The following is a 12,064-nucleotide window of genomic DNA, read 5'->3' as shown; positions in this document are numbered from 1 at the left end:
ATCATTTACCCGCGCCGTGGCGGCGCGCGGCCCACCATTGGATGAGGTTGATGGCGAACAGGAACAGGAAGGCGATGACCAGCATCACCAGCGCCACCGCTACCGCGCCGTTTTGATCAAACTGGTCCAGCTTGGCGGCGATGATCAAAGGGGCGATTTCCGACACCATCGGGATATTGCCGGCAATGAAGATCACCGAGCCGTATTCGCCGGTGGCGCGGGCGAAGGCCATGGCGCCTCCGGTGATCAAGGCCGGCAAGGCCGCCGGAAAGATCACGCGCCGGAAAATGTCCCAGCGCCCGGCGCCCAGGCAGGTGGCGGCTTCTTCCAGCTCGCGTTCCAGGTCTTCCAGCACCGGCTGCACCGTGCGCACCACAAAGGGCAGGCCGATGAAGGTCAGCGCCACGATGATGCCCAGCGGGGTGAACGACACTTTCAGGCCCAGCGGCTCCAGGTATTGGCCTATCCAGCCATTGGGCGCGTACAGCGTGGTCAGCGCGATGCCGGCCACCGCGGTGGGCAGCGCAAACGGCAGGTCCACCAGCGCGTCTATCAGCCGCTTGCCGGGAAAGTGGTAGCGCACCAGCACCCAGGCCACCAGGAAGCCGAACAACAGATTGATCAGCGCGGCGATGCCGGCGGAAACAAAGGACAGCCGGATGGCGGCCACCACGCGCTCATGGGCCACCGCATCGACGAAGGCCGCCCAGCCCATGCCATGCGCCGACCACAGCAGCACGGCGAAGGGCAGCAGCACGATCAGGCCCAACCAAAACAGGGTGATGCCGAAGGATAGGCCGAAGCCGGGCAGCACCGAGTGGCGCTTATTGATCAGATTAAAGCCGCTGGCCGCCATCACGCGCTCATTTCTTGCTGAAAATCTGGTCGAAGCTGCCGCCGTCGGCGAAGTGCTTCTGATTGACCGCGGCCCAGGAGCCGAACACGCTGGCCACGGTGAAGGTCTTCACCGCCGGGAAGCGGGAGGCGAACTGCTTGGCCACTGCCGGGTCTTGCGGGCGCAGGTAGTTGTCCGCGGCCAGCTTCTGGCCTTCCGGGCTCCACAGGTATTGCAGATAGGCTTCCGCCTGCTTGCGGCTGCCCTTGCGGTCCACCACCTTGTCCACTACCGACACCGGGTTCTCCGCCAGCACGGACAGGCTGGGGTAAACCAGTTCAAAGCCGCCGCGGCCAAATTCGCGGGCGATCATTTCCGCCTCGTTCTCAAAGGTCACCAGCACATCGCCGATCTGGCGCTGCATGAAGGTGGTGGTGGCGGCGCGGCCGCCGCCGTCCAGCACCGGCACGTTCTTGAAGATGCGGCCCACAAGATCCTGGGCCTTGGCCTCGCTGCCGCCCGGCTGTTTCAGCGCATAGCCCCAGGCCGCCAGATAGCTATAACGGCCGTTGCCGGAAGTCTTGGGATTGGGAATCACCACTTTCAGGCCCGGCTTGGCCAGATCGCTCCAGTCGCGCACTTGCTGCGGATTGCCCTTGCGCACCAAGAACACGATGGTGGAGGTGAACGGCACCGCGTGGTTGGGCAGGCGGCTGGCCCAGTTGGCCGGCAGCAGGCCCTTGCCCGCAAGCAGGTCAATATCGGTGGCCTGGTTCATGGTGATCACATCGGCGGCCAGGCCGTTGGCCACCGCCAGCGCCTGCTTGCTGGAGCCGCCGTGCGACTGTTGCAGGGTGACGGTTTCGCCGGTCTTGGCCTTATAGGCTTTCTGGAAAGCCGGGTTGTAGTCCTTGTAGAAGTCGCGCATCACGTCGTAGGACACATTGAGCAGAGTGGCGTCGGCCAGCGCGGAGCCGGTCGCGGCCAGCAACAGGGCGGCCAGGGCAAGGCGGAGCTTCATGGACAGACCTTTTCTTGATGGATGATCGGCGATGTTCCCGACTATACCCAAGGACTGTTATATCCATAAATAATATTGTGAAATACTCTTATCCCTCAATCATCTAACAAAACCCACTCGCCCCCAAGTCATTCCAGCGCGCCCAGGCGTCGTGCGCTCCGCGCTGGCCGCCCTCCCCGCTTTGGTTTACTCTCAGAGTCAATTCTCTATTCTGGCTCTCGGAAGTTTCCACGATGAACGTCAAAGACTATATGCAACAGACGGGCAAGGCCGCCCGCAAGGCCAGCCGCGAACTGGCCCGCGCCGACACCGCGCAGAAGAACCGCGCGCTGCTGGCGATGGCGGACGCCATTCTGCGCGATCAGGCCAAGCTGTTGGCCGCCAATGCTCAGGACATGGACGCGGCGCGCAAAGCCGGCTTGGAACCGGCGCTGCTGGAGCGGCTGGCTTTGACGGAGAAAACCATCGCCGGCATGGCCGAAGGGCTGTGCCAAATCGCCGCGCTGCCGGATCCGGTGGGCGAGGTCAGCGAGATGGCCTACCGGCCGTCCGGCATTCAGTTGGGCAAGATGCGGGTGCCGCTGGGCGTGGTGGGCATCATCTACGAGGCCCGCCCCAACGTCACCGCCGACGCCGCCGGCCTGTGCCTGAAATCCGGCAACGCCGCGCTGCTGCGCGGCGGTTCCGAGGCCTTCCACAGCAATCAGGCCATCGCCGCCTGCGTGCACGAGGGCCTGCGCGCGGCCGGACTGCCAGCGGAAGCGGTGCAGGTGCTGGCCACCACCGACCGCGCCGCGGTGGGCGAGTTGATCACCATGCCGCAATACGTGGACGTGATCGTGCCGCGCGGCGGCAAGGGCCTGATCGCCCGCATCAGCGCCGAGGCGCGGGTGCCGGTGATCAAGCACCTGGACGGCAACTGTCATGTCTACATCGACGACACCGCCAGCCCGGACAAGGCCTTCAACATCGCGCTGAACGCCAAGACCCACCGCTACGGCACCTGCAACACCATGGAAACCCTGCTGGTGCACACCGCCTTCGCGGAATTCATCCTGCCGCGCCTGGCCGAGGCCTATTGGGAAAAAGACGTGGAGCTGCGCGGTTGCGAACGCACCCACGCCATCCTGGGCGACAAGGTACGGCCGGCCAGCGACGAGGACTGGGCCAGCGAATATCTGGCGCCCATCCTGGCCATCAAGGTGGTCAAAGACCTTGACGAGGCCATCGAGCATATCAATCACTGGGGCAGCCACCACACCGACGCCATCGTGTCCGAGGACTACGGGCGCACGCGCCGCTTCCTGCGCGAGGTGGATTCCGCCAGCGTGATGGTCAATGCCTCCACCCGCTTCGCCGACGGCTTCGAATACGGGCTGGGCGCGGAAATCGGCATTTCCACCGATAAGATCCACGCGCGCGGCCCGGTGGGCCTGACCGGCCTGACCAGCCAGAAGTGGATCGTGCTGGGCGACGGCCAGATCCGTTCCTGATCCCGCCGCCTCGAAGGCCGGTTTGACCGCCTTTCGCTAAACGCTCGCGCTCGCCGCCGGCCTCGCTGCCGGCGGCGTTTTCATTGATAATCGCTGCTTTGCTTCCCTACCGGGCGATTCCATGCTGACCCTGAACCAACAAGACCTGGCCGCGCTGTCGGCCAAAGCCGCCTGTGCGCCGCGCCTGCGCGCCAACCAGAATTTCCACGCTCAGCTGGAAGACCCTATCCAGCGCCTGGCCATCGCCATGGAGCCGGACACCTATGTCCGCCCGCACCGCCACGACCACAGCTGGGAAATGTTGATCGCGCTCAGCGGCACCTTCGAGGTGATCGTGTTTGACGAGGCCGGCGTGGTTCAAGGCCGTCATCGCCTGGGCGAAGACGGCGCGCGCGTATTCGAAATGCCGGCCAATACCTGGCATTCGGTCGTGTCGCTGCTGCCGGGCAGCGTGGTGTTTGAAGTCAAGCACGGTCCTTATCTGCCGCTGCAGGACCAAAACCTGGCCGCCTGGGCCCCGGCCGAGGGCTCCGAGCGCGTGCCGGCGATGCTGGATTTCCTGCGCCGCGCCCAAGCGGGCCAGCGCTTCGCCGGCTAAGCCGTCCCCCGGTCAAACGGCTAAGCAAATAAGCTTGCCAGCCGCCGCGCCCCTGTTTACCGTGTAGGGCATCTCTTGGGGACGGGAGGCAAACCATGTTGTGGCACTGGCTGCTGGCAAGCTTGCATCTACTGGCTCTGGGCGCCGGCCTGGCCGCGTTATGGAGCCGCGCCAGCCTGCTGCGCCAGCAGCAATTCCCCAGCCAGACCCCGCAGCTATTCCGCAGCCATCGTTGGTGGTTGCTGGCGCTCGCGCTGTGGACCGTCAGCGGCCTGGGCCTGCTCTCGCTGGACACCTCCCGTCTGCAACATCCTCTTTTCATTCTCAAACTGCTGACCCTGGCCCCGCTGCTGCTGCTGGAAGTCCGCGCCTCCCGCGGTCTGATGCGCTGGCAAAGCCAGCTGCGCATCCAGCGCAGCCTGGAACTGCGCGGCGCCGATTCGCTGGCGCGCAGCAGCTATTGGCAAATCTGGCTGCTACTCGCCGTCGTTGGCGAATCCGTCGCGCTGCACGGCTGAAACCCCGTTCACGCTGGTGAACTTTGGGCCGGCACCGGACCCCGACCGTTCCTCGGACCTCAAACTCCTTAACACCTGCAACTGGCCTAACTCGAACTTGCGCGCGACGCGACGTTTCCAATCTTGGTACGTCGTCCTTCCCGCAAGAAAGCCATGCCCAATCTGATCGAACACTGCAAATCCCTATTGCTGCAAACCGCGCTCGGCGTCGCCCTGAGCTGCGCGGTGGTGCCGGCGCTCGCCAACCTGAACGACCCGGTCGCCACGCTGAAGGCCAAGGCGCCTCCGCCCGTCGTCGCCAACTGCCTGGACGAGCGCATGCGCAAGCTGCGCATTCCCAGCGAGTACATCGAACGCGAGCGCGGCGGAGAGCGCGGCGAGATCGTGCGGCTGACCAATCCCGCCACCAATAAGGATGGGCTGGAAATTCTCATCCGCCCGGATGGCGACGCCAGCAAACTCACGGTGAACACCCATGGCCTCAGCTACAGCAAGGCATGGCGCAAGCTGGTCAATGACTGCGCGCAACGCGGCTGACGCCTCTCCGTCGGGGCTGTGGACAGCGCCGTCCACAACCCCGCCGCTGTGGAAAGTGTGCACAAACTGTGCACAACACTGTGGATAACATAATAGGCACTCCGGCAGACGCCCGGTTTGATTGCATCCGCTTGCCTTTCTACCTTGTGCACAACTTTCGAAAATCCCGCTGCGCTGTGTGTAATGTGGATGAAACGGGGACAACCTTGTGGATAAGCCAAGCCGCCGCTTCCACCTGACAAAAATTCTCCAGCGGTTACACTGGACAGGAGATCTTTAGTTCAGGAGCCCGCATGTCCAATTACCACGCCAAGTACGAACTACACTACGCCGCCGGCAAGGCGCTGCGCCAATCCTGCTCCCGCACCCTGCAAGCGGAAAACCGGCTCAGCGCGCCGCGCGACGTGGTGGCCATGGTAGAGCAAACCTCTCAGGGACGGGTGCAAGGCCTGATTCCGCTGCGCTACAGCCGCATGCAGGTATCGCCGTTCACCTTTTTCCGCGGCTTCTCCATGATCCAGGCCGCCGATCTGGCCTCCAATCCCAGCAGCGGCCTGAACTTGCAGATCTGCGGCGATGCCCACCTGATGAATTACGGCTTCTTCGCCTCGCCGGAACGGCAGCTGATCTTCGACATCAACGATTTCGACGAAACCCACCACGGCCCGTGGGAATGGGATTTGAAACGGCTGGCGGTCAGCCTGGTGCTGGCCGCGCGCGGCCAGGGCTTCAGCGAAAGCCAGGCGCGGGACATGGTGAGCCGCGCCAGCGAGGTCTACCGCCGCCGCGTCAACGAGTACGCCCGCATGGGCCAATTGGAGCTGTGGTACACCAAGGTGGGCTTTGAGCAATTACTGGAGCGCGCGCCCACCGACGCCATCCGCCAGCAAATGCTCAAGCTGTCCGACAAGGCCAGACACCAGACCCAGGAAAAGCTGCTGCCCAAAATGACGGAACTGGAGGACGGCACGTTGCGACTGCGCGACAACCCGCCGGTGATCTTCCACCTTCACGACAAAAACACCCTGCTGGACAACGACGACAGCTGGCTATCCGCCGACGACGCCGAAGCTTTGGTCAAGCCGATGCTGGACAACTACATCGTCACCCTGAAGGAAGACCGCCGCCAGTTGCTGGAGCGTTTCCGGCTGGTGGATTGCGCGTTCAAGGTAGTGGGCGTCGGCAGCGTCGGCACCCGCTGTCTGGTGATGCTGTTGCAGGACAATTTCGACCAACCGCTGTTCCTGCAATTGAAGGAGGCGCGTTCTTCAGTGCTGGAGCCCTACACCCAGGCCTGCGTGCACGGCCACCAGGGCAAGCGAGTCGTGTTCGGCCAGCGCCTGATGCAGGCCGCCAGCGACCTGTTCCTGGGTTGGACCACCGGCCCCGCCGGCCGCCACTTCTACGTGCGCCAGCTGCGCGACATGAAGGCCGCGCCGTCGCTGGAAGCCTTCGCCACGCCGGAGGCGCTCACCGCCTACGGCCAGGCCTGCGCCTGGGCATTGGCGCGGGCGCATTCCAAATCCGGCGGCCAAGCCGCCCAACTGGCGGGCTATGTGGGTGACAGCGACAAGCTGGATCAGGCCATCGCCGACTACGCGCTGGCCTACGCTGACCAAGTTGAGGCCGATTACCAGGTGTTCAAGGCCGCCATCGCCAGCGGCCGCCTGCAAGTCCACGACTAAAAAGCCCGCAACGGCGCCGCCGCCGGCGGCGCCAATCCTACAGTATTAATACCAAATCCTTGATCTTGCAGCTTGTAATGTCATAAAACCATACTAGAACAGGCGATAATCCCGGCCCTGCTCTTGCCTCCTGCAGAGGCAGGACCGACAGCCCAAAATCAGACATCCACCTTCGAAAAGCGAACATCATGCGGGTCAATACCAGACTGTTCATCATCATGGCGGCCAGCCTGCTGGCTCTGCTCAGCATCGCGGCCGTGGCGCTGCTCTCCACCCGCGCCACGCTGGGCCAGGAAAAGCGCGAACAAATCACCCACCTGCTGCGCATGGCGGAAGGCACCATGAGCCACTTCCAGAAACTGGAAGAAAAAGGCCTGCCGCGCGCCGACGCCCAAAAACAAGCCATCGCCGCGCTCAACGCGCTCAAGGTGGACGACATTTACTTCTTCGGCCGCAATCCGCAAAACGTGGTGATGTTCCACCCCAATAAGGGCAGGGTGGGCAAAGTGGACATGGGCAGCACGCTGCCGGACGGCCGCACCACAGTGGCGGTCTATGAAGAGGCGTTGCAGAAGGACCACTACGGCCTGGTGACCATTCAGACCTCGCGCAAGGGCAGCAAGGAAGAGTTTCCCAAACTCAACGGCGTAGTGCGCTTCGAACCTTGGGGCTGGATGGTGGGCACCGGCATTTTCATCGACGACATCGACCAGCTGTTCTGGAGCCAGGCGCGCACGCTGCTCATCATCGCCGCCATCGGCATGATCACGCTGGCCGGGCTGATCCTGCTGGTGTCGCGCAGCATCATGCAATCTCTGGGCGGCGACCCCAACTACGCCGCGCAGGTGGTCAAGGCCATCGCCGACGGCGACCTGGGCACCGACATCGCGGTGCAGGGCCCGCCGCACAGCCTGCTGGCGGCCATGCGCGAAATGCAGCTGAAACTGCGCCAGATGATAGAAGAGATCCGCCTGGCGGCCACCAATATCAACCAGGCCAGCCGCCAGCTGTCCAGCGATATGGACAAGGTGCACGAAGTGTCCGGCGTGGCCAGCTCCTCCACCAGTTCCGCCGCCGCCGCCATTGAGCAGTTGTCGGTCAGCATCGACCACGTCACCGCCAGCGCTCGCGACACCGAATCCGGCTCGCGCGGCACCGTGGAGCTAGCGCGCCAAGGCGAAGCGCTGGCGGCCCAGGCCGCCGACGGCATCCGCAATATCGCCGGCCAGGTACATGCGGCCAGCGATATGGTGGGCAAACTGGCCGAGCGCACTCGCAACATCAGCGGCATCGCCGAGACCATACGCGATATCGCCAACCAGACCAATCTGCTGGCGCTGAACGCCGCCATCGAAGCCGCCCGCGCCGGCGAAACCGGCCGCGGCTTTGCCGTGGTGGCCGACGAAGTGCGCAAGCTGGCCGAACGCACCGCCACCGCCACCGATGAAATCTCCACCATCGTGCAAGCAGTGGTGAGCGAAACCGGCAGCGTATCCAACCAGATGGACGACATCCGTCCGGCGGTGGAGGGCGGCGTTGAACAGGTGCAGCAGGCGGCCCAGACTCTGGACGCCATCAGCAAGCAAGCCAGCCAGGCGCTGGAGAACGTGCACAATGTCGTAGTGGCGATGGGCGAGCAAAGCCAGGCCGGCACCAATATCGCCGGCAATGTCGAGCAGGTGGCCGGCGTGGTGGAGGAAACCCAGAACTCGGTCAGCAACGCCGTGCAGGCGGTGCGCGCCATCGATCAGCAGGCGGATACCCTGCAGCAGACCGTGGGCCGCTTCCGCCTCTAAAAGCCTGTTTGCGATCCGCTGCGCGTCGGCGAGATCGATGGAAAAGGGCGTTGGAAACACGTTCCGAGCCTTCTCCTCCCCCAAGCCCCGGTTCGCCGGGGCTTTTTGCCGCCTTCATTCCGAGCTTGCCCTCCCGACCCTGCCTGATGGCATAATGGCCGCAGAGCAAACGCTCCAAAAATAAAACAACGCCACGGACAGACAGACCCAAACATGCAAACAATAACGCGCAAGCGCATCGGGAGAGACTCATGTCCCAGGCCACCATCCCGGCGGACTTGGCCGAATGGCTGATTCAACAGAATGTTCGTGACGTAGAACTGGCTTTCGCCGACGTGCACGGTTTTGCCCGCGGCAAAACCCTGCCGGCCAAAGCCTTCATCAAGGGGCAACCGCTGCGCATTGCGCGGGCGGTGCCCATTCAAAGCTGCATAGGGGAGTTTCCGGACTACCGCTTCTACGGCGAGCACGATCCCGACGTCACCCTGGCGCCGGACTTCGCCACTCTGCGTCAGGTGCCGTGGGCCCAGACCCCGCGCGCCAGCGTGATCTGCGACTGCGTCGATCACGACGGCAGCCTGACGCCGCTGGCGCCGCGCTCGGCGCTGAAAGCGGTGCTGGCGCGTTACGCGGCGCTAGGCTGGACGCCGGTGGTGGCGCCGGAACTGGAGTTCTACATCTTCTCCGCCCACGGCGACCCGCAACAGCCGTTTCAACCTCCGACGCTGCGCAGCGGCCGCCGCGAAGCCGGTTTCGACTCCTTCAGCTTCTCCTCGCTCAACGACCTGGAAGCGTATTTCGACGATCTGTACCGCGCCTGCGAAATGCTGGGCATCGCCACCGACACCTTCGTCCACGAGATGGGCCCCAGCCAGTTTGAAATCAATCTCAAACACGGCGACGCGCTGGCGCTGGCCGACCAAACCTTCCTGTTCAAGACCGCGCTTAAAGAGATAGGCAACCGCCACGGTCTCAGCGTGGTGTGCATGGCCAAGCCGCTGCCGGGCCAGCCTGGCAGTTCCATGCACCTGCACCAAAGCGTGGTGGACCAGCGCGGCGACAATGTGTTCAGCCGCGCCGACGGCGAAGCCTCGGACACTTTCCACGGCTTCATCGCCGGACTGCAGCGTTATCTGCCGGAGCTGATGCCCTTGTTCTGCCCCAGTCCCAACTCCTATCGCCGCTTCGTCAAGGGCATGGCCGCGCCGGTCAACCTGAGCTGGGGCCTGGACAACCGCTCGGTGGGGCTGCGGGTGCCGGTGTCCGGACCCGAAGGCCGCCGCGTGGAAAACCGGCTGCCCGGCTGCGACGCCAACCCCTATTTGTCGCTGGCGGCCAGCCTGGGCGCCGGCCTGCTGGGCATTGAAGGCCGCTTGCAGCCCAGCGAGCCCGCCACCGGCAATGTGTTCAAGAGCGAGCGCGCCAGCCTGCCCAACACCCTGGACGCGGCCTGCGAGGCCATGGCCGGCGGCGACGCCGCCAAGCGGCTGTTCGGCGCGGAGTTCAGCGCCGCCTACCTGGCGGTGAAGGAGGTGGAGTTGAGCCACTACCATAGCCAGATTACGCCGTGGGAGCGTCAATACCTGGGCCTGCTGGCCTGAGAACTCGTTGAGCAATGCAAACAGGCCCGTTTATGCGGGCCTGTTTTTATTCTCTCGTGCTGAAAACCTCAGCTGCGGCTCAATAACAGCCGCCTCGCCAGCAGTTCGATCGCCTCATCCCGGCTGACCGGCACGTTGCCGCGATATTGCTCGGCCACAATCCACTTTTCCACCGCGGTGCGATCGCCGCGCGCAGCCTTGAGCAGTACGCCGAAAGCCATCCCCGTGGAATGCTCCGGCGGCTCCACCGCGCGGATCTGAGTATTCAAGGCGTACACCTTGTCCTCGGTCCGCGTCCTTTTGACCAGACGCGGCGCGCGGCGCGAGTGCAAAATCCACCCCAGCAAAGCCAGCAAGCACGCGCCGATGATCAATAGAAAAACAAGCATTTCAAATCAAACCTTTAACTGAATATTGAATTGTAAAACACCGACCAGCCCCTTCGTCAATGCTTTGCGCCAGGTCAAGCCCGGCCTATGCCGACTTGGCCTGAGCAGCCCGCCGCGATATGCTGTCACGATAGCCCTCCGTCTCACCAGCCATAAAGGACATCGAACATGTACCAACACATCATCGCCGCGCTGGACGGCAGCAGCAATTCGGACAAGGCGCTGCTGGAGGCCGTTCGCATCGCCAAGTTCTGCAAAGCCAGCCTGACGTTGTTCCACATCGCCAGCCTGCGCGACCTCGCGGTGGAAGGCGTCGGCCTGCTCGGCACCCACGAACTGCACGATCAAGCCTTCCGCGACGGCAACCGCGTGCTGGAACAGGCGCGCAAGCAGGCAGTGGAAGCCGGCGTGGAACAAGTGCAGATCCACATGGCGGAAAGCTGGGACGGCGGCGCCGACATGGCGGAACTGCTGGTGCGCTACGCGGACAGCCACAACGCCAATCTGGTCGTGCTCGGCACTCATGGCCGCAGCGGCATCGCCCACCTGTTGCTGGGCAGCTTCGCCCAAAACCTGCTGCGCCGGGCCAATTGCCCGGTCATGGTGCTGCGCAGCGAACAAAGCGAGTTTGGCCAAGCGGAATAATAACCGCGACACGCGGCCGTGGCGATGCCAAAACCATAAAAAGGCTTTGCCTCGCGCCGCTCAGCGTTTGCGCGCGTAAATGAAGAACTCGCGGTTGCCATCGCCGCCGGTGATCGGGCTGTCAAACCACTTCAACAGTTCGAAACCCTGCTCCCGCACGGCTTCACTGATCTTTTCCCGCACCCGCGGGTACAGGCTCTCGTCGCGTACGATGCCCCCCCTGGCCAAACCTTCGCGTCCCACCTCGAACTGAGGCTTCACCAGGCTGAGCAGATGGCCGCCGGGACGGATCAAGGGCAGCGCCGACGGCAGCACCAGAGTCAGAGAGATAAAGGACACGTCGCACACCATCAGGTCGAAGGGCAGCCCGTCATTGGCCTCCAACAAGGCGGCATGGTCCAACGCCCTGGCGTTTACGCCTTCGAAATAGCGCACGCGCGGGTCCGTTCGCAGCCGCGAATGCAATTGATCGTGGCCCACGTCCACGCCCACCACCCTCCGCGCGCCTTGTTGCAGCAGGCAATCGCTGAAACCGCCGGTGGACTGGCCCACGTCCAAAGCCAGCGCGCCGCGCGGGTCCAGGCCGGACGACTCCAGCGCGCCCAGCATTTTCAGGCCGCCGCGCGACACGAAACGATCGGACGGGTCGGCGGCGATATCGAAACGGCTGCCCGGCGCGCATTTCTGGCTGGGCTTGCTCACTAGCGCGCCGTCGCAACTGACCCGCCCGGCGGCGATCAAGTTTTGCGCCGCCGTGCGCGAAGCCGCCAAGCCCAGTTCCACCAGCAACACGTCCACTCGCGTCATCACGCTCTCCCAACCATCGACAAAACCGCACAGCGTGGCAAGCACGCCGGCCGCTGTCAAGCCAAGACCATGATCTCACCGTGCGGAGGCCCCTCCAACCGCGCTAGAATCGCTACATGCCAATCCGGCCCGCCGCCGC

12 protein-coding genes are annotated in these 12,064 nt (G+C 63.9%); 8 read left to right on the top strand and 4 right to left on the bottom strand.

Features of this window, described 5'->3' with window-relative positions; genetic code table 11:
- Nucleotide 1 precedes the first annotated feature (1 nt).
- Nucleotides 2-856: a sulfate ABC transporter permease subunit CysT gene (gene cysT / locus HA052_RS05640; RefSeq protein WP_081546916.1), complete on the bottom strand. Its 855-nt coding sequence runs from the start codon at nt 854-856 to the stop codon at nt 2-4.
- Nucleotides 857-863: 7 nt separating this feature from the next.
- Complete coding sequence (locus HA052_RS05635) at nt 864-1,856, bottom strand: sulfate ABC transporter substrate-binding protein (RefSeq protein WP_166451159.1); 993 nt, start codon at nt 1,854-1,856, stop codon at nt 864-866.
- Nucleotides 1,857-2,089: 233 nt separating this feature from the next.
- On the opposite strand from HA052_RS05635, the gene HA052_RS05630 reads away from it, so the two are divergent.
- From HA052_RS05630 to HA052_RS05600, 7 genes are all read left to right on the top strand, one after another.
- On the top strand, nt 2,090-3,349 hold the full coding sequence (locus tag HA052_RS05630; protein WP_166451158.1) for a glutamate-5-semialdehyde dehydrogenase: 1,260 nt from the start codon (nt 2,090-2,092) through the stop codon (nt 3,347-3,349).
- A 121-nt stretch (nt 3,350-3,470) separates the two neighbouring features.
- On the top strand, nt 3,471-3,947 hold the full coding sequence (locus tag HA052_RS05625; protein ID WP_166451157.1) for a WbuC family cupin fold metalloprotein: 477 nt from the start codon (nt 3,471-3,473) through the stop codon (nt 3,945-3,947).
- A 95-nt stretch (nt 3,948-4,042) separates the two neighbouring features.
- Nucleotides 4,043-4,465 carry a DUF2214 family protein gene (locus HA052_RS05620; protein WP_166451156.1) on the top strand — a complete coding sequence of 141 codons (423 nt, stop codon included), beginning with the start codon at nt 4,043-4,045 and terminating at the stop codon, nt 4,463-4,465.
- Between the two features lie 153 nt (nt 4,466-4,618).
- Nucleotides 4,619-5,002, top strand: a complete 384-nt coding sequence (locus HA052_RS05615; RefSeq protein ID WP_166451155.1) for a hypothetical protein — start codon at nt 4,619-4,621, stop codon at nt 5,000-5,002.
- A gap of 293 nt (nt 5,003-5,295) precedes the next feature.
- A complete protein-coding gene (locus HA052_RS05610) occupies nt 5,296-6,687 on the top strand; it encodes a DUF2252 domain-containing protein (protein WP_166451154.1) in 1,392 nt (463 codons plus the stop codon).
- Nucleotides 6,688-6,875: 188 nt separating this feature from the next.
- Nucleotides 6,876-8,483, top strand: coding sequence for a methyl-accepting chemotaxis protein (locus HA052_RS05605; RefSeq protein ID WP_166451153.1), 1,608 nt, complete (start codon nt 6,876-6,878; stop codon nt 8,481-8,483).
- 251 nt (nt 8,484-8,734) lie between these two features.
- Nucleotides 8,735-10,084 carry a glutamine synthetase family protein gene (locus HA052_RS05600; RefSeq protein ID WP_081546931.1) on the top strand — a complete coding sequence of 450 codons (1,350 nt, stop codon included), beginning with the start codon at nt 8,735-8,737 and terminating at the stop codon, nt 10,082-10,084.
- Nucleotides 10,085-10,152: 68 nt separating this feature from the next.
- Here the strand turns inward: HA052_RS05600 and HA052_RS05595 are convergent, their stop codons facing one another.
- Nucleotides 10,153-10,473 carry a hypothetical protein gene (locus HA052_RS05595; RefSeq protein WP_141111201.1) on the bottom strand — a complete coding sequence of 107 codons (321 nt, stop codon included), beginning with the start codon at nt 10,471-10,473 and terminating at the stop codon, nt 10,153-10,155.
- A 168-nt stretch (nt 10,474-10,641) separates the two neighbouring features.
- Between HA052_RS05595 and HA052_RS05590 the strand changes: the two genes are divergently transcribed.
- Nucleotides 10,642-11,118 (top strand): universal stress protein, encoded by a 477-nt coding sequence (locus HA052_RS05590; protein ID WP_081546935.1) that lies wholly within the window; start codon nt 10,642-10,644, stop codon nt 11,116-11,118.
- A 60-nt stretch (nt 11,119-11,178) separates the two neighbouring features.
- Here the strand turns inward: HA052_RS05590 and HA052_RS05585 are convergent, their stop codons facing one another.
- Nucleotides 11,179-11,925 carry a TlyA family RNA methyltransferase gene (locus HA052_RS05585; RefSeq protein WP_166451152.1) on the bottom strand — a complete coding sequence of 249 codons (747 nt, stop codon included), beginning with the start codon at nt 11,923-11,925 and terminating at the stop codon, nt 11,179-11,181.
- Nucleotides 11,926-12,064 lie beyond the last annotated feature (139 nt).

Source organism: Chromobacterium fluminis, assembly GCF_011602385.1.
In the GTDB taxonomy this organism is placed as follows: Bacteria; Pseudomonadota; Gammaproteobacteria; order Burkholderiales; family Chromobacteriaceae; genus Chromobacterium; species Chromobacterium fluminis.
This window is presented reverse-complemented; position numbering and strand designations above follow the sequence as displayed.

Excerpts from the sequence above, each read along its gene's own strand:
- cysT (WP_081546916.1), bottom strand. The coding sequence starts at position 856 with ATGGCGGCCAGCGGCTTTAATCTGATCAATAAGCGCCACTCGGTGCTG.
- HA052_RS05635 (WP_166451159.1), bottom strand. The coding sequence starts at position 1,856 with ATGAAGCTCCGCCTTGCCCTGGCCGCCCTGTTGCTGGCCGCGACCGGC.
- HA052_RS05630 (WP_166451158.1), top strand. The coding sequence starts at position 2,090 with ATGAACGTCAAAGACTATATGCAACAGACGGGCAAGGCCGCCCGCAAG.
- HA052_RS05625 (WP_166451157.1), top strand. The coding sequence starts at position 3,471 with ATGCTGACCCTGAACCAACAAGACCTGGCCGCGCTGTCGGCCAAAGCC.
- HA052_RS05620 (WP_166451156.1), top strand. The coding sequence starts at position 4,043 with ATGTTGTGGCACTGGCTGCTGGCAAGCTTGCATCTACTGGCTCTGGGC.
- HA052_RS05615 (WP_166451155.1), top strand. The coding sequence starts at position 4,619 with ATGCCCAATCTGATCGAACACTGCAAATCCCTATTGCTGCAAACCGCG.
- HA052_RS05610 (WP_166451154.1), top strand. The coding sequence starts at position 5,296 with ATGTCCAATTACCACGCCAAGTACGAACTACACTACGCCGCCGGCAAG.
- HA052_RS05605 (WP_166451153.1), top strand. The coding sequence starts at position 6,876 with ATGCGGGTCAATACCAGACTGTTCATCATCATGGCGGCCAGCCTGCTG.
- HA052_RS05600 (WP_081546931.1), top strand. The coding sequence starts at position 8,735 with ATGTCCCAGGCCACCATCCCGGCGGACTTGGCCGAATGGCTGATTCAA.
- HA052_RS05595 (WP_141111201.1), bottom strand. The coding sequence starts at position 10,473 with ATGCTTGTTTTTCTATTGATCATCGGCGCGTGCTTGCTGGCTTTGCTG.
- HA052_RS05590 (WP_081546935.1), top strand. The coding sequence starts at position 10,642 with ATGTACCAACACATCATCGCCGCGCTGGACGGCAGCAGCAATTCGGAC.
- HA052_RS05585 (WP_166451152.1), bottom strand. The coding sequence starts at position 11,925 with ATGACGCGAGTGGACGTGTTGCTGGTGGAACTGGGCTTGGCGGCTTCG.